General features: G+C 38.8%; 37 protein-coding genes. 33 read left to right on the forward strand and 4 right to left on the reverse strand.

Annotated elements, in window-relative coordinates:
• The first annotated feature begins 21 nt into the window (after nucleotides 1-21).
• The 33 genes from LPB86_RS07125 to dnaK all read left to right on the forward strand — a co-directional run bounded on the left by LPB86_RS07125 (nucleotide 22) and on the right by dnaK (nucleotide 19,790).
• Nucleotides 22-858, forward strand: coding sequence for a sulfite exporter TauE/SafE family protein (locus LPB86_RS07125; RefSeq protein WP_230642077.1), 837 nt, complete (start codon nucleotides 22-24; stop codon nucleotides 856-858).
• The gene (locus LPB86_RS07130; protein ID WP_230642078.1) at nucleotides 855-1,250 is read left to right on the forward strand and encodes a DUF1634 domain-containing protein; all 396 of its coding nucleotides are present in this window, start codon (nucleotides 855-857) and stop codon (nucleotides 1,248-1,250) included. The genes LPB86_RS07125 and LPB86_RS07130 overlap by 4 nt, the downstream gene beginning before the upstream one ends.
• 181 nt (nucleotides 1,251-1,431) lie before the next feature.
• Entirely contained in the window at nucleotides 1,432-2,049 is a 618-nt protein-coding gene (gene rplC / locus LPB86_RS07135; protein ID WP_230642079.1) for a 50S ribosomal protein L3, read from the forward strand.
• Between the two features lie 4 nt (nucleotides 2,050-2,053).
• Nucleotides 2,054-2,683 (forward strand): 50S ribosomal protein L4, encoded by a 630-nt coding sequence (gene rplD / locus LPB86_RS07140; protein ID WP_230642080.1) that lies wholly within the window; start codon nucleotides 2,054-2,056, stop codon nucleotides 2,681-2,683.
• Nucleotide 2,684: 1 nt separating this feature from the next.
• Nucleotides 2,685-2,975 (forward strand): 50S ribosomal protein L23, encoded by a 291-nt coding sequence (gene rplW, locus LPB86_RS07145; protein ID WP_230642081.1) that lies wholly within the window; start codon nucleotides 2,685-2,687, stop codon nucleotides 2,973-2,975.
• 23 nt (nucleotides 2,976-2,998) lie between these two features.
• Nucleotides 2,999-3,823 (forward strand): 50S ribosomal protein L2, encoded by an 825-nt coding sequence (gene rplB / locus LPB86_RS07150; RefSeq protein ID WP_230642082.1) that lies wholly within the window; start codon nucleotides 2,999-3,001, stop codon nucleotides 3,821-3,823.
• On the forward strand, nucleotides 3,823-4,089 hold the full coding sequence (gene rpsS, locus LPB86_RS07155; RefSeq protein WP_069379634.1) for a 30S ribosomal protein S19: 267 nt from the start codon (nucleotides 3,823-3,825) through the stop codon (nucleotides 4,087-4,089). The genes rplB and rpsS overlap by 1 nt, the downstream gene beginning before the upstream one ends.
• 7 nt (nucleotides 4,090-4,096) lie before the next feature.
• Entirely contained in the window at nucleotides 4,097-4,459 is a 363-nt protein-coding gene (rplV, locus tag LPB86_RS07160; RefSeq protein WP_230642083.1) for a 50S ribosomal protein L22, read from the forward strand.
• A 5-nt stretch (nucleotides 4,460-4,464) separates the two neighbouring features.
• Nucleotides 4,465-5,325, forward strand: coding sequence for a 30S ribosomal protein S3 (gene rpsC / locus LPB86_RS07165; protein WP_230642084.1), 861 nt, complete (start codon nucleotides 4,465-4,467; stop codon nucleotides 5,323-5,325).
• 37 nt (nucleotides 5,326-5,362) lie between these two features.
• The gene (rplP, locus tag LPB86_RS07170) at nucleotides 5,363-5,785 is read left to right on the forward strand and encodes a 50S ribosomal protein L16 (protein ID WP_230642085.1); all 423 of its coding nucleotides are present in this window, start codon (nucleotides 5,363-5,365) and stop codon (nucleotides 5,783-5,785) included.
• Between the two features lie 73 nt (nucleotides 5,786-5,858).
• Complete coding sequence (rpmC, locus tag LPB86_RS07175; protein ID WP_230642086.1) at nucleotides 5,859-6,068, forward strand: 50S ribosomal protein L29; 210 nt, start codon at nucleotides 5,859-5,861, stop codon at nucleotides 6,066-6,068.
• Between the two features lie 13 nt (nucleotides 6,069-6,081).
• Nucleotides 6,082-6,336, forward strand: coding sequence for a 30S ribosomal protein S17 (gene rpsQ / locus LPB86_RS07180; protein WP_230642087.1), 255 nt, complete (start codon nucleotides 6,082-6,084; stop codon nucleotides 6,334-6,336).
• 1 nt (nucleotide 6,337) lies between these two features.
• A complete protein-coding gene (gene rplN, locus LPB86_RS07185; RefSeq protein ID WP_008244575.1) occupies nucleotides 6,338-6,706 on the forward strand; it encodes a 50S ribosomal protein L14 in 369 nt (122 codons plus the stop codon).
• Nucleotide 6,707: 1 nt separating this feature from the next.
• Nucleotides 6,708-7,049, forward strand: a complete 342-nt coding sequence (gene rplX / locus LPB86_RS07190; protein WP_255695487.1) for a 50S ribosomal protein L24 — start codon at nucleotides 6,708-6,710, stop codon at nucleotides 7,047-7,049.
• Entirely contained in the window at nucleotides 7,049-7,621 is a 573-nt protein-coding gene (gene rplE / locus LPB86_RS07195; protein ID WP_230642088.1) for a 50S ribosomal protein L5, read from the forward strand. The genes rplX and rplE overlap by 1 nt, the downstream gene beginning before the upstream one ends.
• Nucleotides 7,621-7,890 (forward strand): 30S ribosomal protein S14, encoded by a 270-nt coding sequence (gene rpsN / locus LPB86_RS07200; protein WP_230642089.1) that lies wholly within the window; start codon nucleotides 7,621-7,623, stop codon nucleotides 7,888-7,890. The genes rplE and rpsN overlap by 1 nt, the downstream gene beginning before the upstream one ends.
• Before the next feature lie 94 nt (nucleotides 7,891-7,984).
• On the forward strand, nucleotides 7,985-8,383 hold the full coding sequence (rpsH, locus tag LPB86_RS07205; RefSeq protein ID WP_255695488.1) for a 30S ribosomal protein S8: 399 nt from the start codon (nucleotides 7,985-7,987) through the stop codon (nucleotides 8,381-8,383).
• A gap of 18 nt (nucleotides 8,384-8,401) precedes the next feature.
• Entirely contained in the window at nucleotides 8,402-8,959 is a 558-nt protein-coding gene (gene rplF, locus LPB86_RS07210; protein WP_230642090.1) for a 50S ribosomal protein L6, read from the forward strand.
• A gap of 5 nt (nucleotides 8,960-8,964) precedes the next feature.
• Nucleotides 8,965-9,318, forward strand: coding sequence for a 50S ribosomal protein L18 (rplR, locus tag LPB86_RS07215; protein WP_230642091.1), 354 nt, complete (start codon nucleotides 8,965-8,967; stop codon nucleotides 9,316-9,318).
• 17 nt (nucleotides 9,319-9,335) lie between these two features.
• Nucleotides 9,336-9,854 (forward strand): 30S ribosomal protein S5, encoded by a 519-nt coding sequence (rpsE, locus tag LPB86_RS07220; protein ID WP_255695489.1) that lies wholly within the window; start codon nucleotides 9,336-9,338, stop codon nucleotides 9,852-9,854.
• Nucleotides 9,855-9,858: 4 nt separating this feature from the next.
• Complete coding sequence (rpmD, locus tag LPB86_RS07225; protein ID WP_230642092.1) at nucleotides 9,859-10,038, forward strand: 50S ribosomal protein L30; 180 nt, start codon at nucleotides 9,859-9,861, stop codon at nucleotides 10,036-10,038.
• 113 nt (nucleotides 10,039-10,151) lie between these two features.
• Nucleotides 10,152-10,598, forward strand: coding sequence for a 50S ribosomal protein L15 (rplO, locus tag LPB86_RS07230; RefSeq protein WP_230642093.1), 447 nt, complete (start codon nucleotides 10,152-10,154; stop codon nucleotides 10,596-10,598).
• 3 nt (nucleotides 10,599-10,601) lie between these two features.
• Nucleotides 10,602-11,939: a preprotein translocase subunit SecY gene (secY, locus tag LPB86_RS07235; protein ID WP_230642094.1), complete on the forward strand. Its 1,338-nt coding sequence runs from the start codon at nucleotides 10,602-10,604 to the stop codon at nucleotides 11,937-11,939.
• Between the two features lie 8 nt (nucleotides 11,940-11,947).
• Nucleotides 11,948-12,736, forward strand: coding sequence for a type I methionyl aminopeptidase (gene map, locus LPB86_RS07240; protein WP_230642095.1), 789 nt, complete (start codon nucleotides 11,948-11,950; stop codon nucleotides 12,734-12,736).
• Between the two features lie 67 nt (nucleotides 12,737-12,803).
• The gene (gene infA / locus LPB86_RS07245) at nucleotides 12,804-13,022 is read left to right on the forward strand and encodes a translation initiation factor IF-1 (protein ID WP_008244555.1); all 219 of its coding nucleotides are present in this window, start codon (nucleotides 12,804-12,806) and stop codon (nucleotides 13,020-13,022) included.
• Nucleotide 13,023: 1 nt separating this feature from the next.
• Nucleotides 13,024-13,140: a 50S ribosomal protein L36 gene (rpmJ, locus tag LPB86_RS07250; protein WP_010599887.1), complete on the forward strand. Its 117-nt coding sequence runs from the start codon at nucleotides 13,024-13,026 to the stop codon at nucleotides 13,138-13,140.
• Nucleotides 13,141-13,223: 83 nt separating this feature from the next.
• Complete coding sequence (gene rpsM / locus LPB86_RS07255) at nucleotides 13,224-13,601, forward strand: 30S ribosomal protein S13 (protein WP_230642096.1); 378 nt, start codon at nucleotides 13,224-13,226, stop codon at nucleotides 13,599-13,601.
• Between the two features lie 21 nt (nucleotides 13,602-13,622).
• Nucleotides 13,623-14,012 (forward strand): 30S ribosomal protein S11, encoded by a 390-nt coding sequence (gene rpsK, locus LPB86_RS07260; RefSeq protein WP_048907426.1) that lies wholly within the window; start codon nucleotides 13,623-13,625, stop codon nucleotides 14,010-14,012.
• 64 nt (nucleotides 14,013-14,076) lie between these two features.
• On the forward strand, nucleotides 14,077-14,685 hold the full coding sequence (gene rpsD / locus LPB86_RS07265) for a 30S ribosomal protein S4 (protein ID WP_230642097.1): 609 nt from the start codon (nucleotides 14,077-14,079) through the stop codon (nucleotides 14,683-14,685).
• Nucleotides 14,686-14,767: 82 nt separating this feature from the next.
• Nucleotides 14,768-15,760, forward strand: coding sequence for a DNA-directed RNA polymerase subunit alpha (locus LPB86_RS07270; protein WP_230642098.1), 993 nt, complete (start codon nucleotides 14,768-14,770; stop codon nucleotides 15,758-15,760).
• A 77-nt stretch (nucleotides 15,761-15,837) separates the two neighbouring features.
• Complete coding sequence (gene rplQ / locus LPB86_RS07275; protein WP_230642099.1) at nucleotides 15,838-16,371, forward strand: 50S ribosomal protein L17; 534 nt, start codon at nucleotides 15,838-15,840, stop codon at nucleotides 16,369-16,371.
• Between the two features lie 126 nt (nucleotides 16,372-16,497).
• The gene (locus LPB86_RS07280; RefSeq protein WP_230642100.1) at nucleotides 16,498-17,700 is read left to right on the forward strand and encodes an SAM-dependent methyltransferase; all 1,203 of its coding nucleotides are present in this window, start codon (nucleotides 16,498-16,500) and stop codon (nucleotides 17,698-17,700) included.
• Nucleotides 17,701-17,882: 182 nt separating this feature from the next.
• The gene (gene dnaK / locus LPB86_RS07285; RefSeq protein ID WP_230642101.1) at nucleotides 17,883-19,790 is read left to right on the forward strand and encodes a molecular chaperone DnaK; all 1,908 of its coding nucleotides are present in this window, start codon (nucleotides 17,883-17,885) and stop codon (nucleotides 19,788-19,790) included.
• 75 nt (nucleotides 19,791-19,865) lie between these two features.
• On the opposite strand, the gene LPB86_RS07290 is transcribed toward dnaK, so the two are convergent.
• The 4 genes from LPB86_RS07290 to LPB86_RS07305 all read right to left on the reverse strand — a co-directional run bounded on the left by LPB86_RS07290 (nucleotide 19,866) and on the right by LPB86_RS07305 (nucleotide 24,683).
• Nucleotides 19,866-20,765 (reverse strand): sugar phosphate nucleotidyltransferase, encoded by a 900-nt coding sequence (locus LPB86_RS07290; protein ID WP_230642102.1) that lies wholly within the window; start codon nucleotides 20,763-20,765, stop codon nucleotides 19,866-19,868.
• The gene (locus LPB86_RS07295) at nucleotides 20,765-21,880 is read right to left on the reverse strand and encodes a M42 family metallopeptidase (RefSeq protein ID WP_230642103.1); all 1,116 of its coding nucleotides are present in this window, start codon (nucleotides 21,878-21,880) and stop codon (nucleotides 20,765-20,767) included. Before LPB86_RS07295 ends, LPB86_RS07290 begins: the two co-directional genes overlap by 1 nt.
• A gap of 104 nt (nucleotides 21,881-21,984) precedes the next feature.
• Nucleotides 21,985-23,142: an MFS transporter gene (locus LPB86_RS07300; RefSeq protein ID WP_230642104.1), complete on the reverse strand. Its 1,158-nt coding sequence runs from the start codon at nucleotides 23,140-23,142 to the stop codon at nucleotides 21,985-21,987.
• Complete coding sequence (locus LPB86_RS07305) at nucleotides 23,142-24,683, reverse strand: acyl-CoA carboxylase subunit beta (protein ID WP_230642105.1); 1,542 nt, start codon at nucleotides 24,681-24,683, stop codon at nucleotides 23,142-23,144. The genes LPB86_RS07300 and LPB86_RS07305 overlap by 1 nt, the downstream gene beginning before the upstream one ends.
• Nucleotides 24,684-24,774: the final 91 nt, after the last annotated feature.

Raw genomic sequence — 24,774 nt, forward strand, 5'->3', positions numbered from 1 at the left:
GGATAGTCTATATTTGCAGCAATGTCGGTCTTATTATTTACAATCATTGTTCTTGCGGGTGCTTTCCTGGCAGGTTTGCTTGGATCTCTTACTGGTCTTGGAGGCGGGGTGATCATCATTCCATTGTTGACACTTGTGCTTGGGGTGGATATTCATTATGCAATTGGCGCATCTATTGTATCTGTAATTGCGACCTCTTCTGGTTCTGCTGCCGCTTATGTTAAGGAGGGAATTACGAACATAAGAATTGGAATGTTTTTAGAAATTGCTACCACTGTTAGCGCAATATTTGGAGCGGTAATTACTGTTTATCTTAATCCGGGATATATTGCGGTAATGTTTGGTTGTATTTTGCTTTTTTCGGCCATTATGATGGTGAGAAAAAAGATAGATCATTCTAACGATGATTTTTCAAGCCCTATGGCCAGGTTTTTTAAGCTAAATGGAAGTTATCCGGTAAATGGTGAGGTTGTACAATATGGCGTGCATAATGTAGCTGGCGGCTTTGTAATGATGTTTTTTGCGGGTATTATCTCTGGCTTACTGGGCATAGGATCTGGTGCATTAAAGGTATTGGCAATGGATAACATTATGCGTATCCCATTTAAGGTTTCCACTACCACCAGTAATTTTATGATGGGCGTGACTGCTGCAGCAAGTGCTGTGGTTTACCTGCACCGTGGACAGATTGATCCCGGAATTGCGATGCCGGTTACGCTTGGCGTTTTAACAGGCTCTACGCTGGGTGCAAGAATATTGATCAATACAAAGACAGATAAACTGAAGGTAATTTTTGCGGCGGTTGTGGTTTTTTTAGCACTGCAAATGATTTATAATGGGTTGTCAGGTAAAATATGAGAGCGAGCGGAAAAAAAATCTCTGGAGATAAGGACATACAGGTTATTTTAGGTACGCTGCTACGTGCTGGTGTTGTTGCGGCGATGACGGTAGTTTTTATTGGTGGTATTTTATATCTTTTGATGAATAGTTACCATTTGATCAGCTATGCTGAGTTTGATTCTACAAAGGCTAAATATGCCTCCATTACGGCAGTATTTGCGGGCTTGCGTACTATGGATGGTGCTGCAATTATTCAGTTTGGCGTGCTGTTGTTAATTTTTACCCCAATTACAAGGGTGTTATTTTCTGTATTCGGATTTCTCATAGAACGTGATTATATGTACGTAATCATCGGTTTGTTTGTTTTAGCGGTGATTTTGTTTAGCCTAAGCAATAAACTGGTGGGTTAAAGCCGGACTTCTACGGCAGCTATTCCCGAATTAAAAATAGTTGGTGATTATTTTAAAAAATAATACGCTAACTATTTGAACATTAAGATTTATTTCCTATTTTTGCCGTCCCTTAACGGGAAGTGTATCCACCTTGAACGAAGCCCTACTGCTTCGATGGGTGTTAAATTAAAAATAAAAAATGTCAGGTATTATTGGAAAAAAAGTAGGAATGACCAGCATTTTCGACGCAGACGGGAAGAATATTCCTTGTACAGTGATCGAAGCTGGGCCTTGTGTGGTAACACAGGTAAAGACCGCAGAGATTGACGGTTACGTTTCAGTTCAGTTAGGCTTCAGTGAAGCTAAAGAGAAGAACACAACAAAGCCTTTGAAAGGCCATTTTGCGAAAGCAAACACCACCCCAAAACGTAAATTGGTAGAGTTTGACCCGTTTGAAGAATCGTTAAGTTTAGGCGATACTGTAGACGTGTCTATTTTTGCTGAAGGCGATTTTGTGGATGTTGTAGGTACATCAAAAGGTAAAGGTTTCCAAGGTGTTGTAAAACGTCATGGATTCGGTGGTGTTGGTGGACAAACCCACGGACAACACAACAGAGGTCGTGCACCAGGTTCACTTGGAGCTGCTTCATATCCGGCACGTGTATTTAAAGGTATGCGCATGGCAGGAAGAATGGGTGGTGACAGAGTGAAAGTTCAGAACTTACAAGTTTTGAAAGTTTATGCTGAGCAAAACCTTGTGGTAGTTAGCGGTTCCGTACCAGGAGCTAAAGGTTCTTACGTAATCTTAGATAAGTAAGCAGATGGAAATTAAAGTATTAAACATTTCAGGAAAAGAGACAGGTGCTACAGTGCAGCTTCCTGAAGCCGTATTCGGTATTACACCTGTTGACCATGCGATTTATTTAGATGTAAAGCAGTATTTGGCTAACCAACGTCAGGGAACGCACAAATCTAAACAACGTAACGAAATTGCTGGTTCAACCCGTAAATTATACAAACAAAAAGGTACTGGTGGTGCTCGTGCCGGTAGTATTAAATCTCCATTGTTTAATGGTGGTGGTCGCGTTTTTGGTCCTCAACCACGTGATTATAGTTTTAAATTGAACAAAAAATTAAAATCATTGGCTCGTAAGTCTGCATTGACTTATAAAGCTCAGGATAACAATGTTGTTGTTTTGGAAGATTTTACTTTTGACGCGATCAAAACTAAAAACTACATTAATTTGGTGAGTGCATTGAACCTGACAAATGAGAAAACATTGTTGGTTTTACCTGCGCAAGATAACAATATCTATTTATCAGCAAGAAACATTCAGAAAGTGAAAGTTACTTATGCAGATCAGTTGAATACTTATGATGTATTGAACTGTGGCAAACTTTTATTGACTGCTGGTTCTGTTAAAACAATTGAGGAGGCATTTGCCAAATAATATGGAATTTTTAAAGAAACCAATATTAACCGAAAAAGCTTCAGCGTTGACTGAAAAGTCTAACCGTTTTACTTTTAAGGTAGAGCCTAAAGCAAATAAATTGCAGATTAAATCAGCGATAGAGAAAATGTACGGAGTTAACATTTTAGCGATCAACACAATGGTTGTACTTGGTAAAATGAAATCCAGAAACACTAAAGGTGGTTTAGTAACGGGCCGTAGCCCAAAATATAAAAAAGCAATTGTAACCCTTGCAGAAGGACAGACAATTGATTATTACTCGAATATTTAATAAGAATTGAATAATTATAAACTATGGGCTTAAGAAAATTTAAACCAGTCACTCCGGGTACCCGCTTTAGAGTTGGGGCCAGTTTTTCGGAGATTACAGCAACCAAGCCCGAAAAATCATTGGTTGTATCTTCTAAGAAATCGGGAGGACGTAACAATACAGGAAAGATGACTATGCGCTACATGGGTGGTGGTCACAAAAAATCTTACCGTTTAATTGATTTTAAACGTGATAAATTTGATATTCCTGCAACAGTAGCTACTGTTGAATACGATCCAAACCGTACTGCACGTATTGCTTTATTGCATTATGTTGATGGTGAGAAGCGTTACATTATTGCACCGGAAGGATTGCAAGTAGGACAAACAGTAGTTTCGGGTGATTCAGCTACTCCAGAAGTAGGTAACACATTGAAATTGGCAAATATTCCATTGGGATCAATTGTACATAACATTGAGATTCAGCCAGGACGTGGAGCACAATTGGCACGTAGTGCTGGTGCTTATGCACAATTAGCTGCCCGTGATGGTAAATATGCAACTGTAAAGATGCCTTCAGGTGAGGTAAGATCTATCTTAGTTACCTGTTTAGCAACTATAGGAGCTGTTTCCAATTCTGATCATGCAAATGAAGTATTAGGTAAAGCAGGTCGCAGCCGTTGGTTAGGTCGTCGTCCTCGTACACGTCCGGTAGCCATGAACCCTGTCGATCACCCAATGGGTGGTGGTGAAGGTCGTTCATCAGGTGGTCAGCCAAGGTCTAGGAATGGTATGTATTCTAAAGGCTTTAAAACCCGCTCACTTAAAAAATATTCAAATCGTTTCATCATAGAGAAAAGGAAGAAATAATGGCTCGTTCAATTAAAAAAGGACCTTATATTGACCATAACGTAGAGAAGAAAGTAGTATCTATGAATGATTCAGGCAAAAGGTCTGTCATTAAAACTTGGTCACGCAGATCAATGATCTCACCAGATTTTGTGGGGCATACATTTGCAGTGCATAACGGTAATAAATTTATACCGGTATACGTAACAGAAAACATGGTTGGTCACAAGCTGGGAGAGTTTGCTCCAACCAGAACATTTAGGGGTCACTCTGAAAAGAAAAAATAATTAAAAGATGGAAGCAGTAGCGAAATTAAACGATTGTCCAACCTCACCGCGTAAAATGCGTTTGGTTGTAGATCTTATCAGAGGTGAGCGTGTTGAGAAAGCATTACATATTTTAAAATTTACCAATAAAGATGCAGCTACAAGAGTTGAGAAACTTTTGTTATCAGCGATCAAAAACTGGGAAACTAAAAATGAAGGTTCTCGCCCTGAAGAAAATCAGTTATACGTAAAAACCGTAATGGTAGGCGGTGGCCGTCAGTTGAAAAGACTTAGACCAGCACCTCAAGGACGTGGTTACAGAATACGTAAACGTTCAAATCACGTAACACTGATAGTAGATAGTAAAAACGTTGAAACTCAAACTAATTAACAGAAATGGGACAAAAAGCACATCCAATAGGTAACAGGTTAGGAATCGTGAGAGGTTGGGATTCTAACTGGTTCGGTGGCAACAACTATGCTGATAAATTAGTTGAGGACGAAAAAATAAGAAAATACCTTTCTGTACGTATCGCTAAAGGCGGCGTATCTAAAGTTGTAATTGAGCGTACATTAAAACGTATCACTGTAACTATTCACACTGCCCGTCCGGGTATCGTGATTGGTAAAGCTGGTGCTGAGGTGGATAAGATCAAAGAAGAGTTGAAGAAATTGACTAAAAAGGAAATTCAAATCAACATTTTTGAAATTAAACGTCCTGAACTTGATGCTCAATTGGTAGCTGAAGGTGTTGCAAAACAGTTAGAAGCAAGGATTTCTTTCCGTAGAGCAATGAAATCTACTATCGCATCAACTATGCGTATGGGCGCTGAAGGTATCAAAATTATGACCTCTGGTCGTTTAGGTGGTGCTGAGATGGCACGTAGCGAGCAGTATAAAGAAGGAAGAATTCCTTTGCATACTTTCCGTGCAGACATCGACTATGCATTGGCTGAAGCATTAACAACTTATGGTAAAATAGGTGTTAAAGTATGGATCTGTAAAGGTGAGGTTTACGGCAAACGTGACCTTTCTCCAAACATTGGCGCAGCTAACAATGCTCCAGGTAAAGGTGGCAGACCAGAAGGTGCTTTTGGCGGTAGAGACAGAGATAACCGTGGCGGTGGCGACAGACGTAACGATAACCGCAATGGCGGTCCTCGTGGCGGAAGAGGCCCAGGTCAAGGTGGTCCTGGTCAAGGCGGTCAGAGAGACAACAGAGGTGGAAACACTCAGAACAGAGGTCCACGCAAATAATTAGTTAACAAATCGTTTTACGATAAATTAAAATAAAATGTTACAGCCAAAAAGAACGAAGTTCAGGAAGATGCAAAAGGGCAGGATGAAAGGTTTAGCAACTCGTGGTGCTGAATTGTCATTCGGTTCTTTCGGGATCAAATCTTTAGAGTCGACCTGGATCACCAGTCGCCAGATAGAGGCAGCCCGTATCGCAGTAACTCGTTTCATGAAACGTGAAGGTCAGGTGTGGATTAGAATTTTCCCGGACAAACCGGTTACTAAAAAACCAGCTGAAGTACGTATGGGTAAAGGTAAGGGTGCACCTGAGTATTGGGTAGCCGTTGTAAGACCAGGACGTATAATTTTTGAAGCAGAAGGAGTTTCTTTAGAAGTAGCTAAAGAAGCAATGAGATTAGCGGCACAAAAATTACCGATACAAACAAAATTTGTAGTACGTAGAGATTACGTAGAAGCATAAAAAGTTAAGGGCTGTATGTTGTAAGTAACTTGTTATTATAACCTCTAGGCCCGCAACATAACAAAACAATAAAATGAAAAACTCAGAAATCACAGGGCTTTCACAAGAAGAACTAGTAGTCAGGATTGCAGAAGAGAAAGAAAACTTAGTTAAGTTGAAATTTGCGCATACGATCTCGGCTATAGAGAATCCTACCCGTATTAAAAAGGTAAGAAGAGATATCGCCCGATTAAACACTGAAGTGACTAAGCGTAAAGCTCAGTCAACTACTGAAACAAAATAACTTTAGAGTCGCAATGGAAAGACAATTAAGAAAAACAAGAAGCGGGTTGGTGGTAAGCAACAAGATGGATAAATCTATTGTTGTAGCGGTAGAACGTAAAGTAAAGCACCCGATCTATGGTAAGTTTGTTAAGAAAACTACCAAATTTATGGCTCACGACGAGAAAAATGACTGTGGTATTGGAGATACAGTACTAATTATGGAAACTCGTCCGCTAAGCAAAAACAAGAACTGGAGATTAGTGGAAATTTTAGAGAGGGCTAAATAACATGGTACAACAGGAATCGAGATTAAATGTAGCCGATAATAGCGGCGCAAAAGAAGTATTGGTTATCCGTGTACTTGGTGGAACAGGAAAAAGATACGCTTCTATTGGTGACAAAATCGTTGTTACCGTTAAAAGTGCATTACCTTCTGGTAACATTAAGAAAGGAACAGTTTCTAAAGCAGTTGTAGTAAGAACGAAAAAAGAAATCAGACGTAAAGATGGTTCATACATTCGTTTTGACGACAATGCAGCAGTATTATTGAATGCACAGGATGAGCCGCGTGGTACACGTATTTTTGGCCCGGTTGCGAGAGAACTGCGTGAAAAACAATTCATGAAAATTGTATCATTAGCACCGGAGGTATTATAAAATGAAAAATAAAGTAACTACTACACCAAAAATTAAAATCCGTAAAGGAGATTTAGTTAAGGTTATCGCCGGCGATTCAAGAGGCCAGGAAGGAAAAGTACTTTCAGTATTAATTACTAAAAGCAGAGTCCTTGTTGAAGGTGTAAACCTTGTATCAAAACATACAAAACCAAACGCAGCTACCCCTAACGGAGGTATCATTAAAAAAGAAGCTGCTCTTCATATTTCTAACGTTCAGTTGATTGATCCTAAATCAGGAAAAACAACCCGCGTAGGCAGAAAGCTTAACGCTGATGGGAAATTAGTTAGGGTTGCTAAAATATCAGGAGAGGAGATCAAATAATGGCTTACGTACCAAGATTAAAAAGTAAATATAAAGAGGAAATTGTAACTGCACTTAAAGATAAGTTCAACTACAAAAGCGTAATGCAGGTTCCTAAGTTGGAGAAAATCGCGATTAACCAGGGAGTTGGCCGTTTTTCAGTTACAGACAAGAAAATTATGGACAGCTCTATTTTAGAGATGACTACCATTTCTGGTCAGCAAGCTGTAGGTGCAAAATCTAAAAAAGATATCTCAAACTTTAAATTACGTAAAGGTATGCCGGTAGGTGTGCGTGTAACTTTACGTGATAACAACATGTACGAGTTTTTAGATCGTTTAATTTCCGTAGCTTTGCCACGTATTCGTGATTTCAAAGGTATCAACGATAAAGGTTTTGATGGTAAAGGTAACTACACATTGGGTGTTACTGAGCAAATCATTTTTCCTGAGATCAACATCGACAAAATCAGCAAGATTTTAGGTATGGATATTACTTTTGTAACCTCGGCTACAAATGATGTTGAAGCATTAGAACTTTTAAAACAATTTGGGTTACCGTTTAAAAACCAAGCCCCTAAAACAGATCAATAATGGCAAGAGAAGGAGTAAAAGCTCGCGAAGTAAAGCGCCAGAAACTGGTAGCTAAATTTGCAGAAAAACGTGCAGAACTTAAAGCTGCCGGTGATTATGAAGGATTAGATAAGTTACCTAAGAACTCATCTGCAGTACGTTTACACAACAGATGTAAATTAACTGGACGTCCTCGTGGTTACATGCGTACTTTCGGTATATCTAGGGTAACATTCCGTGATATGGCTTTAGCAGGAAAAATTCCTGGAGTTAGAAAAGCAAGCTGGTAGTTTACCGGCTGGCTTAACCCAAATACAAATATTAACAGATGGCAGGTCGTTCCGAAGGGTTCGGAAAGGAAACCACTATCACAATTATATCATAATGAATACAGATCCAATAGCAGATTATCTTACAAGAGTAAGAAATGCCATTAAGGCAAATCACAGAATTGTAGAGATTCCTGCATCAAACCTTAAAAAGGAAATTACTAAAGTACTTTTTGACAAAGGTTACATTGCTAATTACAAGTTTGAGGACACAACTGTTCAAGGCGTTATTAAAATCGCTTTAAAGTACAATCCAATTACTAAGATTCCTGCAATCCGCACTTTATCACGTATCAGTAAACCAGGTTTGAGACAATATGCTGGTGTAGATAATATGCCAAGAGTATTAAATGGTTTAGGTATCGCTATCCTGTCGACTTCTAAAGGAGTAATGACAGATAAAGAAGCAGCTAAGCTTAACATTGGTGGCGAAGTTTTGTGTCACGTTTATTAATTAAAGGAGGATAACAAAATGTCAAGAATAGGAAAAGCCCCAATTAATATCCCAGCTGGAGTAACCATTACAGTAGCTAAAGATAACGTAGTAACTGTTAAAGGTCCAAAAGGAGAATTAACTCAAGCAGTAGATTCAGAAATCACTGTTAGTCAGGAAGACGGAATTTTAACAGTTCTTCGTCCGACTGATCAAAAAAGACACAAAGCATTGCACGGTTTGTACCGTTCATTGTTAAACAATATGGTTGTTGGTGTTACAGAAGGTTATAAATTACAACAAGAACTTGTTGGTGTGGGTTACCGCGCAACAAATACAGGAAATACACTGGATCTTGTTTTAGGTTATTCTCACCACTATGTATTCCAATTGCCGGAAGAGATTAAAGTAACAACAACTTCAGAAAAAGGTCAGACTCCTAAAATTATTTTAGAAAGTATTGATAAGCAACTGATTGGTCAGGTAGCAGCAAAAATCCGCTCGTTACGTGCTCCGGAGCCATATAAAGGTAAAGGTATCAAGTTTGTAGGCGAAGTGTTAAGAAGAAAAGCAGGTAAATCAGCTTCTAAAAAATAATCATCATGGCAGGGAAAAAATTATCTCGTAGAGATCGTATAAAAAAAGGAATCCGTAAAAGATTGACTGGTTCTGAAAGCCGTCCACGTTTATCGGTTTATAGAAGTAATAAAGGGATTTATGCTCAAATTATTAACGACGTAACCGGAAACACATTGGTATCAGCTTCATCATTATCTAAAGATTTTGCTGCTAACGGTAGCAAATCAGAACAATCTGTAGCGGTTGGTAAAATGGTAGCTGAAAAAGCTATCGCAGCTGGTATTAAAGAAGTTGTTTTTGACAGAAACGGTTATTTATATCACGGACGTGTTAAGTCATTGGCAGAGGGTGCCCGTGAAGCTGGTTTAGTATTTTAATCTGAAATTAGATAAGGATGTCAACTATCAATATAAAAAGAGTTAAGACTAGCGAAATCGAACTTAAAGATCGTTTAGTTAGCATACAGCGTGTAGCCAAAGTAACCAAAGGTGGTCGTACTTTCAGCTTTTCAGCAATTGTTGTTGTTGGAGATGAAAACGGTATCGTAGGTTACGGATTGGGTAAAGCGAAAGAGGTTACTGAAGCCATTGCAAAAGGTATCGATGATGCTAAAAAGAATTTGGTAAAGGTTCCTTTGTTAAACGGTACTGTTCCTCACGAACAAATCGGTAAATTTTCTGGAGGTTTTGTATTAATCAAACCTGCAGCAATTGGTACCGGTGTTATTGCTGGTGGTGCAATGCGTGCTGTATTAGAGAGTGCTGGTGTACATAACGTATTAGCAAAATCAAAAGGTTCATCAAATCCTCACAACGTGGTAAAAGCAACTGTAGATGCTTTAACTAAGATGCGTGATGCTTATACTGTAGCGCAGCAACGTGGTGTTGATTTAAACAAAGTTTTTAACGGATAATATTATGGCTAAAATTAAAATAACCCAGGTAAAAAGCATTATCGACAGAAGCGAACGCCAAAAGCGTACAATGCAAGCTTTAGGTTTGACTAAATTGAACCAAAGTGTTGAAGTTGAAGCTAATGCTGCCATCATTGGTATGGTTAGAAAAGTGAACCACCTGGTTGCGATTGAGAGTATATAATTTTAAAGGTTGTAAATGTGGGATATAGTTCTACATTTGCAGCCTTTAATATATTTTGTTTAACCGTTGTCCCTGATTAGTGAAAGCGAAGGGCAACACAATAAGTTTCAAAAATGAACTTAAGTAATTTAAAACCTGCAGCAGGTTCCATTAAAAGTAGTAAAAGAATTGGTCGTGGTACTGGTTCTGGTCGTGGCGGTACATCAACACGCGGTCATAAAGGCGCTGGATCACGTTCTGGTCACAAAACCAAAATCGGTTTTGAAGGTGGACAGATGCCATTGCAACGTCGTGTGCCTAAGGTAGGTTTCAAACCAATTAACCGTGTTGAATATGTAAGTGTAAACTTAGATGTTATTCAGGCATTGGCTGAGAAATTTAGCTTAACCACTATTGGCTTTGCTGATTTTCAAGCGCATGGTTTGGCTTCGAAAAACGATCTTGTAAAAGTTCTTGCTCGTGGTGAAGTTAAATCTAAGATAGAAGTTAAAGCACACGCTTTTTCTGCAACTGCACAAAAAGCTATTGAGGCTGTTGGAGGCTCAATTGAAAAATTGTAATTAATGAAGAAGCTGTTTACTACTCTAAGTAATATTTGGAAAATTCAAGAATTAAAAACGCGTATAGTTTTTACGCTGATAATTCTGGTGGTTTATAGATTTGTATCTCATGTGGTTTTACCAGGTGTGGATGCAACTGCCCTGGGCGATAATGAAAAGTCTGGACTTTTGGGTTTGCTGGATATGTTTGCCGGTGGATCTTTCTCTCGTGTTTCAATCCTGGCCCTCGGAGTAATGCCTTATATTTCTGCATCTATTGTAGTTCAGTTATTGGGTATCGCTGTCCCTTCTTTCCAAAAAATGCAGAAAGAGGGAGAAAGCGGCAGAAACAAGTTAAATCAGATTACACGTTATTTGACGGTAGCTATTACAGCTGTTCAGGCTGTTGGTTATGTTAAAACTCAGGTTCCTGCTGAGGCGATACTAATTGATCATACCTTATTTTTTGTTTTATCAACATTTGTTTTATCTGCAGGTACATTATTTGTAATGTGGCTTGGTGAGAAAATAACAGATAAAGGAATAGGTAATGGTATTTCTTTAATCATTATGGTGGGGATCATAGCCCGCCTTCCTATGGCTTTACAGCAGGAGTTTAGCTCCAGGCTTGTTGGTGATGGTGGTGGTTTAATTGCCTTGGTTCTTGAAATTGCTGCTTTGTTTGCTGTTGTAATGTTTACCATTATGATTGTTCAAGGCGTAAGAAAAGTACCTGTTCAATATGCAAAACGTATTGTTGGTAACAGACAATTTGGTGGCGTAAGACAATATATTCCATTGAAAGTGAACGCGGCGGGTGTAATGCCAATTATCTTTGCGCAAGCATTGATGTTTATCCCAACCTTGCTCACTCAGTTTGCACCGTCTTTACAAGATACATGGTTAAGACAGTACAGCGATTATACGTCGTTAGTTTATAGCTTAACTTTTGCATTTTTAATTATTGCATTTACGTTTTTCTATACAGCAATTACTGTTAACCCAACTCAAATGTCTGATGATATGAAGAAGAATGGTGGATTCATTCCTGGTATTAAACCTGGTTTGTCTACTTCATCTTTCATTGATGATGTCATTTCTAAGATTACACTTCCCGGATCCATATTTTTAGCTATTATCGCAATTTTGCCTTCTATAGCCGTAAAATTCGGAATTAAGTCTGAGTTCGCCCATTTCTACGGCGGTACTTCATTACTAATCCTTGTTGGTGTGGTATTGGATACTTTACAGCAGGTTGAAAGTTATTTATTGATGCGTCATTATGATGGCTTAATGAAAACAGGCAGGGTTACTGGCCGGACTGGCGTTCCAGCTGCTGGCGGTACAAATGCAGTGATCTAATCCTATTCATGTCAAAAATTTACTATAAATCTGCAGAAGAAATTGAATTGATCAGAGAGAGCTCTTTGTTGGTGTCTAAAACCCTTGCTGAGGTTGCGAAAGTGATCCGCGCGGGAGTCACAACAAAGAGCTTAAATGATCATGCAGAGACATTCATTAAGGATCATGGTGCGATCCCTGCATTTCTTAATTACAATGGGTTCCCGTATTCTTTATGTATTTCGCCAAATGATCAGGTAGTTCATGGTTTTCCGAGTGATTATGTTATTCAGGAAGGCGATTTAATATCAGTGGATTGTGGGGTGATTAAAAACAACTTTTTCGGGGATTCGGCTTATACATTTTCAATCGGTGAGATTAATGCTGAACAGCAAAAACTTGTTGATGTAACAAAAGAATGTTTGCGCCTTGGCATTGAGAAAGCAGTTGTGGGATCAAGAATAGGTGATGTTGGTTATGCAGTTCAAAAGCATGCAGAAGATAACGGATTCGGTGTAGTAAAGGAATTGGTTGGCCATGGTGTAGGCGTTAAGCTACATGAAAAGCCGGAAGTTCCAAACTACGGAAGAAGAGGTAGCGGGATTAAATTGGAGGAAGGAATGGTGATTGCCATTGAGCCGATGATTAATGCTGGTACTGCGAGAATTAAGTTTTGGTCTGATGGCTGGACGGTTACAACTGTAGATCAAAAACCATCAGCTCATTTTGAGCATACAGTGGCTGTAAGAAGGGGTAAAGCGGATGTTTTATCTACCTTTGAATTAATTGAAGAAGTTTTAAATAAAAAAGGCGAATAATTAAAATTTTTTATTTAATTTTGCAACCCTGTTTAATAGCAGCTAATTAAGTAAAAATCAAGATTATATGGCTAAACAAGCCTCAATTGAACAAGACGGTGTAATAAGAGAAGCATTATCGAATGCAATGTTCCGGGTAGAACTGGAGAATGGTCATGAGATTATTGCGCATATTTCTGGTAAAATGCGTATGCATTACATTAAAATATTACCAGGAGACAAAGTTAAATTAGAGATGTCGCCTTACGATTTATCAAAAGGCAGGATTACTTATAGATATAAATAAAATGAAAGTTAGGTCATCAATTAAAAAGCGTAGCGCTGATTGTAAGATTATTCGTCGTAAAGGTAAGCTTTACGTGATCAACAAAAAAAACCCTAAATACAAACAGCGTCAGGGATAAGAAATTATTGAAGTATGATTGGATTGAATGTACAGGTTACTCAATCTGTCGTTTAATCAATTAATCAAACATTAGTACAAAATATGGCAAGGATATCAGGTATTGATTTACCAAGAAACAAAAGAGGCGAAATTGGCCTGACCTACATCTTCGGAATAGGCAGATCAACTGCTCAACGTATTTTAACGGAAGCAGGTATCGATTTAAACAAAAAAGTACAGGACTGGTCTGATGATGAGTTATCAGCTATCCGTACCATGATCAACGACGGAATTAAAGTAGAAGGTGCTTTACGTTCGGAAGTTCAATTGAACATTAAACGTTTAATGGATATCGGTTGTTACCGTGGCTTACGTCACAGGAAAGGTTTACCGGTACGTGGACAACGTACTAAAAACAACTCTCGTACACGTAAAGGCAAGAGAAAAACAGTTGCTAACAAGAAAAAAGCTACTAAATAAAATTAGTGGCGTACAATAAATATGGCTAAGAGTAAAAAAGTAACCAAAAAGCGTATTGTAGTAATTGAGCCTGTTGGTCAGGCACACATCAATGCGACTTTTAACAATATCATTGTTACCCTAACAAACAACAACGGTCAAACTATTTCATGGTCGTCAGCTGGTAAAATGGGATTCAAAGGTTCTAAGAAAAACACTCCTTATGCAGCTGGACAAGCGGCATCGGATTGTGGAAAAGTAGCTTTTGATCTGGGTTTACGTAAGGTTGAAGTTTTTGTTAAAGGTCCAGGTTCTGGTCGTGAGTCTGCAATTAGAACATTGCAGGTTTCAGGTATCGAAGTTACCTCAATCAAAGATATTACCCCGCTTCCGCACAACGGATGTCGTCCTCCTAAAAAGAGAAGAGTTTAATTATTAATTTTTAAAGCTAAGAGTCTGCAGCTTAAGGTTGCATGATACTTTAAAACAAAAAGCAATGGCAAGATATACAGGACCAAAGTCCAAAATCGCGCGTAAATTCAGAGAGCCTATTTTTGGCCCTGACAAAGTATTAGATAGAAAAAACTATCCCCCGGGACAACATGGTGTGTCTAAAAGAAGAGGTAAACAGTCTGAGTATTCAGTACAGTTGATGGAAAAACAAAAAGTAAAATACACTTATGGTGTGTTGGAGCGTCAGTTCCGTAACTTGTTTACCAGAGCTTCTGCCCGTGAAGGTATTACCGGTGATAACTTATTGCAATTATTAGAAGCACGTCTTGATAACACTGTTTATCGTTTAGGTATTGCTACTACCCGTTCTGCTGCACGCCAGTTAGTTAGCCATAAACACGTAACAGTGAATGGTGAAGTAGTAAATATCCCTTCTTATCAGTTGAAAGCAGGTGACGTGGTTGCAGTTCGTGAGAAATCAAAAACCTTAGAAGCCATCACAAATTCAGTAGCCGGAAGAGTAATCAATAAATTTAATTGGTTAGATTGGAACGCAAGTGAACTTACAGGTAAGTTTTTAGCTTATCCTAACCGTGATGAGATTCCAGAGAATATTAAGGAAAACTTAATTATCGAGTTATACTCTAAGTAATAATATATTTAATTAGCTGCCCGTACGGGCAGCTAAATTTTTTGCGTTACAACATATTAATAACGATCTAAAAACATTATAAATGGCAATTTTAGCATTTCAGAAACCCGATAAAGTTATCATGCAGAAATCAACTGATTTCGATGGTACATTTGAATTTCGTCCTCTAGAACCAGGTTTCGGTGTAACAATTGGTAATGCCTTGAGAAGAATTTTACTTTCTTCATTAGAAGGTTATGCCATTACAAGTATTCGTTTTTCAGGAGTATCTCATGAGTTTTCTACCATGAAAGGTGTTGTAGAAGATTTAACTGAAATCATCCTTAATCTGAAACAAGTGCGTTTCAAGAAAGTTGGTGATACAGGCGATTCTGAGAAAGTTTTCATCATTGTAAACGGACAAGATCAGTTTAATGCTGGTGACATTACAAAGTTTTCTAACAATTTTGAGGTTTTAAATCCTGACTTCGTAATCTGTAACATGGAGAAATCTGTTACTTTGGAAGTAGAATTAACCATCAATAAAGGACGTGGTTATGTTCCTGCAGAGGAAAATAAAGTTACCGATACTACTCTTGGCGTAATAGCGATTGATTCGATCTTTACACCAATGAAAAATGTAAAATATACCATTGAAAACTATCGTGTTGAGCAAAAAACCGACTATGAGAAGTTGATATTGGATATTACTACTGATGGTTCTATTCACCCTGAAGAAGCATTAAAAGAAGCTGCTAAGATCCTGATCCAACACTTTATGTTGTTTTCTGATGAGAACCTTGTATTGGAATCTCATACTAAAGAAGAAACTAAAGAAGTTGATGAGGAAATTTTACATATGCGTAAAATCCTTAAAACTGAGCTTGTTGATTTAGATCTTTCTGTTCGTGCATTAAACTGCTTAAAAGCAGCTGATATCCGTACACTTGCTGATCTGGTTTCTTATGATGTTGCTGATATGTTAAAATTCAGAAACTTTGGTAAAAAATCGCTTACTGAAATTCAGGAGCTTGTTAAATCAAAACAATTATCTTTTGGTATGAACTTAGGTAAGTTCAAACTAGACGAAGAATAATAAATAACAAATATTGTTAATCGTGTATAATTCCCTCGAAAACTAACAGAGACGGTATACACTGAATAAATTAAAAAATGAGACACGGTAGAAAAATAAACCACTTAGGAAGAACAGATTCGCATCGTAAGGCGATGTTGGCCAACATGGCTTCATCGTTGATTAAGCACAAAAGAATTTCAACTACTTTAGCTAAAGCAAAAGCTTTGCGTATGTATGTTGAGCCTATCATTACAAAGTCTAAAAACGATACTACACACTCTCGTCGTATTGTATTTAGCTATTTGCAAGATAAAGAAACTGTGACTGAACTGTTCCGTGATATAGCTGCTAAAGTTGCTAACCGTCCGGGTGGTTATACCAGGATCATCAAATTAAACAATCGTCTTGGTGATAATGCTGAAATGGCATTGATCGAATTGGTTGATTACAATGAGATTTATGGTAAAGAGGCTGCAGCTGAAGAAAAGAAAACAACTCGTCGTGGTAGAAGCAAAACTAAAAAAGCTGATGCTCCTGCTAAAGAAGAAGTTGTAGCTGAAGAAGTAGTTGCTGATGAGGCTCCTGAAGCGCCAGTTGCTGAAGAAAAACAAGAAGATAAAGGAGAATAATTCTTCTTTTTAAGATAAGAAAGCCCTGTTCCATTTGGACAGGGCTTTTTTTATGAATATAAAGTTGCGATCAGCGCGCTGTGCTTAAGCAATCAAAAGGCTATCTTTGCTAACTAATTTGAACTCATGTCAAACCAACTTTTTCTAGTACAGTTTCAAAACCATTTAAATGAAAGTATTTCTACCGGCACCTTTTTAAAGGTCTCTCTTGGCAATTATCAGGGAAATGATAAGGAACTGAAAAATGTATACGTTAGACGGGTTAAGATTAAGCGTGTGGATATGCTTTCTTTTACTTATCGTAATAAAACCAGGGACATCATCAAAAACTTAAGTATTGTTGATGGGATGCGGTTAGTTGGGCAGTTTATCAGTAATGATTTTAGGATTGCGACATTGTTCACAACCGGCAAAGAGGTTATTTTGGAATACAATAAAAAGGGAGTTATTTCTCTCAGAGAAAGACTGCTCAATACAAGGCCTGTTCCTGTTCCGTTGGCAAGTCATGATAAGGAGAAAAAAAGGGTTATCGAAGCAGTTGGTTCTAAGTCCTATTTGCAGGCGCTAAACATAACTGATGCTACTGGCGTTGTTTATAAAAATGCGCAGAGTAAATATAAACAAATCAACCAATACATTGAGCTTCTGAGTCCAATGATTAAGGGGCTCCCTGCAGGTTCAATTCGTAATGTTGCGGATATGGGTTCAGGGAAGGGGTATTTGACTTTCGCTTTGTATGATTATCTTCATCAGGTGTTGGGATTGGATGTTGATGTTGTAGGTGTGGAATACCGGGAGGATCTTGTGCTGCTGTGTAATGAGATTTCGAAAAGTTCTGATTTCAAGAAGCTGAGTTTTGTACCTGGTACAATTGAAGATTTTGATGCCTCTGGAACAGATTTACTGATTGCCTTGCATGCCTGTGATACGGCTACGGATGATGCGATATTTAAAGGGATTACAGCAGGTGCAAAGTTAATTGTGGTGGCCCCGTGTTGTCATAAACAGATCCGTAGGGAGATGGTTAGCGCCAGTGCTAAAAATGAGCTTGATTTTGTCTTAAAGTATGGCATATTTATGGAGCGACAGGCAGAAATGGTTACGGATGGTATTCGTGCACTTATATTGGAATATTATGGTTATAAGACTAAGGTGATGGAATTTATTTCTGATGTACATACTCCAAAAAATGTTTTGATTGTAGGCGTAAAGGCCAACCCAGCAGCTGATCTGGATTTAAACGGTAAACAAATCCTAAAAAAGATTAAAGAGGCTAAAGATTTCTTTGGCATCAGCTATCATCATTTGGAAAAACTGTTCAAATTATAATACTGCTTGTGTCAACCTGTCATAATTAATACTCATTTAATTAACATTTTAGCAGTAGTTTACTGGCTACAAGTCTTTAATTGAAAAAATATATGTCAATTAACTGCCAAAATTTGATTGGCACATTGCTTGTTAAGCAGATAGAAATAACACGATTTTAAACACAAACAGAGATAAATAGCATGTCAAAAATTATTGGTATAGACTTAGGAACAACAAACTCTTGCGTAGCTGTAATGGAAGGTAACGAGCCTGTAGTTATAGCCAACAGTGAGGGTAAGCGTACAACGCCATCCATTGTTGCTTTTGCAGAAAATGGCGAACGTAAAGTAGGAGAGCCGGCTAAACGTCAGGCAATTACTAACCCAACAAAAACAATTTATTCGATCAAACGCTTTATGGGCAGCAGCTTTGCTGAGGTTTCTAAAGAAGTTGGTCGTGTACCTTACAAAGTTGTAAAGGGTGACAACAATACACCACGTGTAGAAATTGACGACCGTAAATATACTCCGCAGGAAATTTCTGCAATGATTTTGCAGAAAATGAAAAAAACTGCAGAAGACTTTTTAGGTCATGAGGTTTCTGAAGCAGTAATTACTGTTCCAGCTTACTTTAATGATGCTCAGCGTCAGGCTACAAAAGAAGCAGGTGAAATTGCAGGTCTTACTGTTAAAAGGATCATCAACGAGCCAACTGCTGCTGCATTAGCTTACGGTTTGGATAAAACAAACAAAGACATGAAAATTGTTGTGTTTGACTGCGGTGGTGGTACTCATGACGTTTCAGTATTAGAATTAGGTGATGGTGTATTTGAAGTGAAATCTACTGACGGTGATACGCACCTGGGCGGTGATGACTTTGACCACATTATTATTGACTGGTTGGCAGATGAGTTTAAAAATGAAAATGGCATGGACCTTCACCAGGATCCAATGGCGTTACAACGTTTAAAAGAAGCTGCTGAGAAAGCTAAAATAGAGTTGTCAAGCACTACATCTACTGAAGTTAACCTTCCATATATTACTGCTGATGCTAGCGGACCTAAACACTTGGTAAGAAACTTAAGCCGTGCTAAATTTGAGCAATTGGCAGGTGATTTAATTAAACGTACTATTGATCCTTGTAAATCTGCTTTGAAAAATGCTGGTTTAAAAGTTTCTGATATTGACGAAATCATTTTAGTAGGTGGTTCTACACGTATTCCAGCAATTCAGGAGGCTGTTAAAGCTTTCTTTGGTAAAGAGCCTTCTAAAGGTGTTAACCCTGATGAGGTTGTGGCTATCGGCGCTGCAATTCAAGGTGGTGTATTAACTGGTGAAGTTAAAGATGTATTGTTATTAGACGTTACTCCACTTTCGTTAGGTATCGAAACTATGGGTGGTGTAATGACAAAATTAATTGAAGCTAACACTACTATTCCATCTAAAAAGGCAGAAACTTTCTCTACAGCAGCTGATAATCAGCCTTCGGTAGAAATCCACATTTTACAAGGAGAGCGTCCTATGGCTGCTCAAAACCGTACTATTGGACGTTTTATCCTGGATGGTATTCCACCGGCACCTCGTGGTGTTCCACAAGTAGAAGTTGCTTTTGATATTGATGCAAATGGTATCTTACACGTAAGTGCTAAAGATAAAGCTACTGGTAAAGAGCAAAAGATCCGTATTGAGGCTTCATCTGGTTTAACAGAAGAAGAGATCAAGAAGATGAAGGAAGAAGCAGAGCAAAATGCTGATGCTGATAGAATTGCTAAAGAAGAAGCAGATAAAATTAACGGTGCAGATGCTTTAATTTTCTCTACTGAGAAACAATTAAAAGAATTTGGCGATAAGATTTCTGCTGATAAAAAAGCACCTATTGAGGCTGGATTGGCTAAATTGCAAGCTGCTCATGCTTCAAGAAACTTTGCTGATATCGATGCTGCACAAGAAGAGCTTCAAGCTGCATGGAATGCTGCTTCTGAAGAGATGTACAAAGATGGTCAAGGTGCTGATGCTGCTCAACCTCAAGGTGGTGCTGCTGAAGCTCAGAACGGCGCAGATAATGTTACTGATGTAGACTTCGAAGAAGTAAAAGACGAAACTAAATAATCGTCCCTATATAACAGAAAGGCCCCCGGTAAGTAATTATCGGGGGCCTTTTTTATGCAGTTGTATTTTTGAAAACTAATTCCACAAGTTTTCAGGATATACGCCATCTTTAATCAATTGGTCAAAACTTGCCTGTACTACAGGTTTATCTTCTTTGTAAGTTACACCAAACCACTTACTATCTGTGGGTACTACTTTAAAGTCGGCTTTTTCTGAATTTAGCAGGGTCTCTACAATAATCGGAATAAAGAATTCTGACTTAGGATTTTCACGATTGTTTTTAGCGAACTCCCTGAATAATTCAACAGAGATTTTAAAAACTTCAGGTGTAAAACCCCAGAAATTCATTGATACACGGGTATCTAAGGCCAGGGGATATTGTTTGGTATTTTCTTCGTAAATAATTGCTTCGCCGTCACGTAAAACCTTGGTTCTTTCAATAATTTCTTCAAGGTAGCCTTCAGGACTTACTTTACAAACACCACGAGATACGGAACCAAAGTCTGACAATGTTTTGGCAATTTCGTAACCAATCATGGAGTAGTTGCTTCCAGTGACTTCAGTTGTCAAAAAGTCCACCATTTTTGTAAATGCATCTAAGCCATAAAAGTCATCTGCGTTAATCACGCAAAAAGGTTCTTTTATTACGTTTCTTGCAGCAAGAATTGCATGACCTGTTCCCCATGGTTTTTCCCGGTGTATTTCTTCATCAATTCCGAATTGTTTAAGGTTAAAATTCTGAAACACATAGTCGGTTTCAATTTTACCTTTTAATTTTGGTTCAAAAATCCCTTTAAAGTCTTCAAGAAATTCTTCTTTAATGATGAATACTACCTTTCCAAAACCAGCTTTGATGGCATCGTAAATGGAATAATCAATAATGGTTTCTCCATTTGGGCCAAACCCATCAATTTGTTTCATGCTGCCATAGCGGCTGGCCATTCCTGCTGCTAAGATTAATAAAGTTGGTTTCATTAAGATGAATATTTAAAATCGTGATCTTTTTGAATATTTAAAAGAGAATGATAAATGAGGCTAATTACATTATCTACATCCTCTTTATGAATCATTTCTACAGTGGTGTGCATGTAGCGTAATGGAAGCGAAATCAACGCTGATGGCACACCTCCGTTAGAATAGGCAAAAGCATCTGTATCAGTTCCTGTAGATCTGGATGAAGCCTGCCGTTGGAAAGGGATGTTGTTGTCTTGTGCGGTTTTAACGAGCAGTTTATTCAAGTTTACCTGTACAGCGGGTGCATAAGATACTACCGGGCCTTTTCCTGCAGCCATCTCGCCCTGGGTAATTTTATTGATCATTGGCGTAGTTGTATCATGCGTAACATCTGTAATGATGGCAACATTAGGTTTAATGCTGTGTGCAATCATTTCGGCGCCCCGCAACCCAATTTCTTCCTGTACTGAGTTTACAATATACAAGCCAAATGGCAGTTCTTTTTTATTCTCTTTTAACAGACGTGCCACTTCGGCAATCATAAATCCACCTGCACGGTTATCTAGCGCACGACCAACATAGTAGCGGTCGTTTAGTACCATAAATTCATCTTCGTAAGTAATTACACAGCCCACATGAATGCCCAGTTTTTCAACTTCTTCTTTACTTGTGCAACCACAATCTAAAAAGATATTTTTTAAGGCAGGTGCTTCTTCTTTTTCTCCGGCACCACGAGTATGTATTGCAGGCCAGCCAAATACTGCTTTAACTAATCCATTATCTGTATGGATATTTACTCTTTTTGACGGTGCAATCTGATGGTCTGAACCGCCATTACGGATCACATAGATTAAGCCATCACTGGTAATGTAATTCACAAACCATGAAATTTCATCAGCGTGAGCCTCAATTACCACTTTAAATTCAGCTTTAGGGTTAATTACACCTACAGCGGTACCATAATTGTCAATATAACTTTCGTCAATGTATGGCTTTAGGTAATCTAACCACATTTTCTGACCAGGGTATTCAAATCCGGTAGGAGAGGGATTGTTGATATACGCTTCAAAAAATTTTAGGGATTCTGAGGTTACAACAGGTATATGTTTTTTTTCTTCTTCTTTATTTTTAGCCATGCTATTGTTTTTTACTAAATGTTCTTGATGATCTATGAAATATTTCCGTGTTAAATTTCCAGATCAAGCAAATATATAAAACACGGTTTTAAAAGCTTTACTTTTTAATCATTCTGCTGTAAAAGCATGTAGATGCAAATGTTTATTAAAATAACGATAGTGGTGCCCAGACAGAATAGTGGCCACTTGCCCATATCCCAGAGCCAAAGACCCAATGCAGATCCGGATGATGCACCTACAAAACTTACCGACATAAACACAGTATTGAGACGGTTTCTGGCTTCCGGCACGAGGGTGTAGATGCGGGTTTGATTGGTTACATGAATGGCCTGCTGACCAATATCTATCAATAAAATTCCTATTGCAAAAAGGTAAAGATGATTTCCTGTTAAGTAGAAAGTAGCGATACTGGCAAGTTGCAGTAAAAGGCCAATCAGCAGGTTTCGTCTTGGATCTTTACTGTCACTAAGTTTGCCTACCAAAGGAGCAGCCATTGCACCGGCAGCGCCTGCAATTCCGAACAGCCCTATTTGTAAACTACTAAGGTTATAAGGTGGGTTAGCCAGAAAAAGCACCATTGTGGTCCAGAACGCGCTCAGTATGGCAAAGGCAAGGAAGTTGATGATTGATGCTTCTCTAAGTACCGGCTGAGTTTTGATATAATGCCCCATGCTCATCACCAAATCTTTATAAGTTCCATTAAAAGTTGGCTTACTTATGGGAAATCGTTTCGCCATCAGCACCAATAACAAACTGCAAATGCCCGCTGCCATAAAATAAACGGAGCGCCATCCCCAAATAAAGCCGATGCTGCCGCTTACGGTTCTGGAAGCCAGAATGCCTATCAGAAGGCCGCTCATGATGATACCTATGGTTTCCCCTCGGTTTTCATCGGCACTTAAGTTAGCGGCCATGGGTAATATCAGCTGAGGTACTATAGAACTGGCACCAATAAGCACACAAGAAATTTCAAGCATCCAAAAAGCATGTGAAAATGCCGCAAGTAGTAATGCCGCTACGGCACATGCGGTAATCAATAAAATCTGTTTTCGGCGTTCAAACATATCGCCAAGGGGTACCAGCACAAATAGCCCAAGGGCATAACCGGCTTGTGTTAAAGACGCAATTCGGCCTGCATAGCTTTCAGTCAGGTTAAACTCCTTTGCTACCAGAATAACCAAGGGCTGGCAGTAATAAATATTTGCAACAATAAGCCCGGTGCAAAAGGCCATTAATAAAACGTCTATTCGGCTTAACTTCATCAAAGTGGGATGTTTCCGTGTTTTTTACGGGGAGTGTTTACAATTTTATTTTCGAGCATTTTAAATGCCTTAATCAGTTTTATCCTGGTAAAAGCGGGCTCAATCACTTCGTCTACAAAGCCGCGCTCAGCAGCACGATAAGGATTGGCAAAAGTATCAGAATATAACTTTTCTTTTTCCAGCCATTTTTGCTCCGGGTTCTCCGCTTCGCTAATTTCCTTTTTAAAAATGATTTCGGCCGCGCCTTTAGCACCCATAACTGCAATTTCTGCACTTGGCCAGGCATAATTCATATCTGCGCCAATATGCTTGGAGTTCATTACATCATAAGCGCCTCCGTATGCTTTTCTGGTAATTACGGTAATGCGTGGTACAGTGGCTTCACTAAAAGCATACAATAGTTTAGCGCCATTGCTAATGATACCGTTCCATTCCTGGTCTGTACCGGGCAAAAATCCGGGTACATCTTCCAAAACCAGTAAAGGGATGTTAAAGCAATCGCAAAAGCGGACAAAACGTGCGGCTTTTGTTGAAGCATTATTGTCCAGCACACCTGCCAGATAAGCGGGTTGGTTGGCAACAATCCCAATACTTCTACCAGCCAGTCTGGCAAAACCTACAACAATATTTTCGGCATAAGCGGCATGTACCTCCAGAAAACTCTCCGCGTCTGTTATGTCCGTTATGGCTTCCCTAATGTCATATGGCTGGTTAGCATTTTGGGGCAGCAGAGTAGTTAACGATGGCCTGCTTTCGTCGCCAGGTGTATAGGCGAGTGGCGATGCAGTTTCCTCACAATTTTGAGGCATGTAGCTCAATAGCTTTTTAACATAACTAATGGCTTCAATCTCATTTATACAAGCAAAATGAGTAACGCCTGATTTTGTAGCATGGGTAGTTGCCCCTCCAAGTTCTTCTGAGGTCACCACTTCATGGGTTACTGTTTTAACCACATTAGGCCCTGTTACAAACATATAGCTGGTATGTTCTACCATGAGTATAAAATCAGTAATGGCCGGAGAATATACAGCACCCCCGGCACAGGGGCCCATAATGGCAGATAGCTGGGGGATAACGCCCGAAGCTTGTACATTGCGGTAAAATATATCTGCATACCCACCCAATGATACTACACCTTCCTGAATTCTGGCCCCACCACTGTCATTAAGGCCAATTATGGGGGCGCCATTTTGCATGGCCAAATCCATTACCCGGCAAATCTTTTCTGCATGGGTTTCAGAAAGTGAGCCTCCAAAAACGGTAAAATCCTGAGAAAAAACATACACCAGTCTTCCATTGATGTTGCCATAGCCTGTTACCACACCATCACCCGGATATTGTTCTTTTTCCATCCCAAAATCGGTACTTCGATGGCTTACCAGCATTCCAATTTCTTCAAAGGTATCTTCATCCATTAAAAAATGAATACGCTCACGGGCGGTTAGTTTCCCCTTTTTATGCTGACTTTCAATTCTTGAGGTGCCTCCTCCAAGATTGGCCAGTTTAATTTTTTCCTTTAATTCTTCTGTTTTGCTCTTCATTTAGCGATGATGTATTTGCTTGTATGTTTGCAATTTCAATAAGCTAAAGTACATTATAAACTGCAATGCTGTTAATTTTAAACTTGTTAAT

This window comes from Pedobacter sp. MC2016-14, assembly GCF_020991475.1.
Classification (GTDB): domain Bacteria; phylum Bacteroidota; class Bacteroidia; order Sphingobacteriales; family Sphingobacteriaceae; genus Pedobacter.

What these genes read in the sequence shown, in the direction of transcription:
- LPB86_RS07125 (WP_230642077.1), top strand. Translation starts at nt 22, where the DNA reads ATGTCGGTCTTATTATTTACAATCATTGTTCTTGCGGGTGCTTTCCTG.
- LPB86_RS07130 (WP_230642078.1), top strand. Translation starts at nt 855, where the DNA reads ATGAGAGCGAGCGGAAAAAAAATCTCTGGAGATAAGGACATACAGGTT.
- rplC (WP_230642079.1), top strand. Translation starts at nt 1,432, where the DNA reads ATGTCAGGTATTATTGGAAAAAAAGTAGGAATGACCAGCATTTTCGAC.
- rplD (WP_230642080.1), top strand. Translation starts at nt 2,054, where the DNA reads ATGGAAATTAAAGTATTAAACATTTCAGGAAAAGAGACAGGTGCTACA.
- rplW (WP_230642081.1), top strand. Translation starts at nt 2,685, where the DNA reads ATGGAATTTTTAAAGAAACCAATATTAACCGAAAAAGCTTCAGCGTTG.
- rplB (WP_230642082.1), top strand. Translation starts at nt 2,999, where the DNA reads ATGGGCTTAAGAAAATTTAAACCAGTCACTCCGGGTACCCGCTTTAGA.
- rpsS (WP_069379634.1), top strand. Translation starts at nt 3,823, where the DNA reads ATGGCTCGTTCAATTAAAAAAGGACCTTATATTGACCATAACGTAGAG.
- rplV (WP_230642083.1), top strand. Translation starts at nt 4,097, where the DNA reads ATGGAAGCAGTAGCGAAATTAAACGATTGTCCAACCTCACCGCGTAAA.
- rpsC (WP_230642084.1), top strand. Translation starts at nt 4,465, where the DNA reads ATGGGACAAAAAGCACATCCAATAGGTAACAGGTTAGGAATCGTGAGA.
- rplP (WP_230642085.1), top strand. Translation starts at nt 5,363, where the DNA reads ATGTTACAGCCAAAAAGAACGAAGTTCAGGAAGATGCAAAAGGGCAGG.
- rpmC (WP_230642086.1), top strand. Translation starts at nt 5,859, where the DNA reads ATGAAAAACTCAGAAATCACAGGGCTTTCACAAGAAGAACTAGTAGTC.
- rpsQ (WP_230642087.1), top strand. Translation starts at nt 6,082, where the DNA reads ATGGAAAGACAATTAAGAAAAACAAGAAGCGGGTTGGTGGTAAGCAAC.
- rplN (WP_008244575.1), top strand. Translation starts at nt 6,338, where the DNA reads ATGGTACAACAGGAATCGAGATTAAATGTAGCCGATAATAGCGGCGCA.
- rplX (WP_255695487.1), top strand. Translation starts at nt 6,708, where the DNA reads ATGAAAAATAAAGTAACTACTACACCAAAAATTAAAATCCGTAAAGGA.
- rplE (WP_230642088.1), top strand. Translation starts at nt 7,049, where the DNA reads ATGGCTTACGTACCAAGATTAAAAAGTAAATATAAAGAGGAAATTGTA.
- rpsN (WP_230642089.1), top strand. Translation starts at nt 7,621, where the DNA reads ATGGCAAGAGAAGGAGTAAAAGCTCGCGAAGTAAAGCGCCAGAAACTG.
- rpsH (WP_255695488.1), top strand. Translation starts at nt 7,985, where the DNA reads ATGAATACAGATCCAATAGCAGATTATCTTACAAGAGTAAGAAATGCC.
- rplF (WP_230642090.1), top strand. Translation starts at nt 8,402, where the DNA reads ATGTCAAGAATAGGAAAAGCCCCAATTAATATCCCAGCTGGAGTAACC.
- rplR (WP_230642091.1), top strand. Translation starts at nt 8,965, where the DNA reads ATGGCAGGGAAAAAATTATCTCGTAGAGATCGTATAAAAAAAGGAATC.
- rpsE (WP_255695489.1), top strand. Translation starts at nt 9,336, where the DNA reads ATGTCAACTATCAATATAAAAAGAGTTAAGACTAGCGAAATCGAACTT.
- rpmD (WP_230642092.1), top strand. Translation starts at nt 9,859, where the DNA reads ATGGCTAAAATTAAAATAACCCAGGTAAAAAGCATTATCGACAGAAGC.
- rplO (WP_230642093.1), top strand. Translation starts at nt 10,152, where the DNA reads ATGAACTTAAGTAATTTAAAACCTGCAGCAGGTTCCATTAAAAGTAGT.
- secY (WP_230642094.1), top strand. Translation starts at nt 10,602, where the DNA reads ATGAAGAAGCTGTTTACTACTCTAAGTAATATTTGGAAAATTCAAGAA.
- map (WP_230642095.1), top strand. Translation starts at nt 11,948, where the DNA reads ATGTCAAAAATTTACTATAAATCTGCAGAAGAAATTGAATTGATCAGA.
- infA (WP_008244555.1), top strand. Translation starts at nt 12,804, where the DNA reads ATGGCTAAACAAGCCTCAATTGAACAAGACGGTGTAATAAGAGAAGCA.
- rpmJ (WP_010599887.1), top strand. Translation starts at nt 13,024, where the DNA reads ATGAAAGTTAGGTCATCAATTAAAAAGCGTAGCGCTGATTGTAAGATT.
- rpsM (WP_230642096.1), top strand. Translation starts at nt 13,224, where the DNA reads ATGGCAAGGATATCAGGTATTGATTTACCAAGAAACAAAAGAGGCGAA.
- rpsK (WP_048907426.1), top strand. Translation starts at nt 13,623, where the DNA reads ATGGCTAAGAGTAAAAAAGTAACCAAAAAGCGTATTGTAGTAATTGAG.
- rpsD (WP_230642097.1), top strand. Translation starts at nt 14,077, where the DNA reads ATGGCAAGATATACAGGACCAAAGTCCAAAATCGCGCGTAAATTCAGA.
- LPB86_RS07270 (WP_230642098.1), top strand. Translation starts at nt 14,768, where the DNA reads ATGGCAATTTTAGCATTTCAGAAACCCGATAAAGTTATCATGCAGAAA.
- rplQ (WP_230642099.1), top strand. Translation starts at nt 15,838, where the DNA reads ATGAGACACGGTAGAAAAATAAACCACTTAGGAAGAACAGATTCGCAT.
- LPB86_RS07280 (WP_230642100.1), top strand. Translation starts at nt 16,498, where the DNA reads ATGTCAAACCAACTTTTTCTAGTACAGTTTCAAAACCATTTAAATGAA.
- dnaK (WP_230642101.1), top strand. Translation starts at nt 17,883, where the DNA reads ATGTCAAAAATTATTGGTATAGACTTAGGAACAACAAACTCTTGCGTA.
- LPB86_RS07290 (WP_230642102.1), bottom strand. Translation starts at nt 20,765, where the DNA reads ATGAAACCAACTTTATTAATCTTAGCAGCAGGAATGGCCAGCCGCTAT.
- LPB86_RS07295 (WP_230642103.1), bottom strand. Translation starts at nt 21,880, where the DNA reads ATGGCTAAAAATAAAGAAGAAGAAAAAAAACATATACCTGTTGTAACC.
- LPB86_RS07300 (WP_230642104.1), bottom strand. Translation starts at nt 23,142, where the DNA reads ATGAAGTTAAGCCGAATAGACGTTTTATTAATGGCCTTTTGCACCGGG.
- LPB86_RS07305 (WP_230642105.1), bottom strand. Translation starts at nt 24,683, where the DNA reads ATGAAGAGCAAAACAGAAGAATTAAAGGAAAAAATTAAACTGGCCAAT.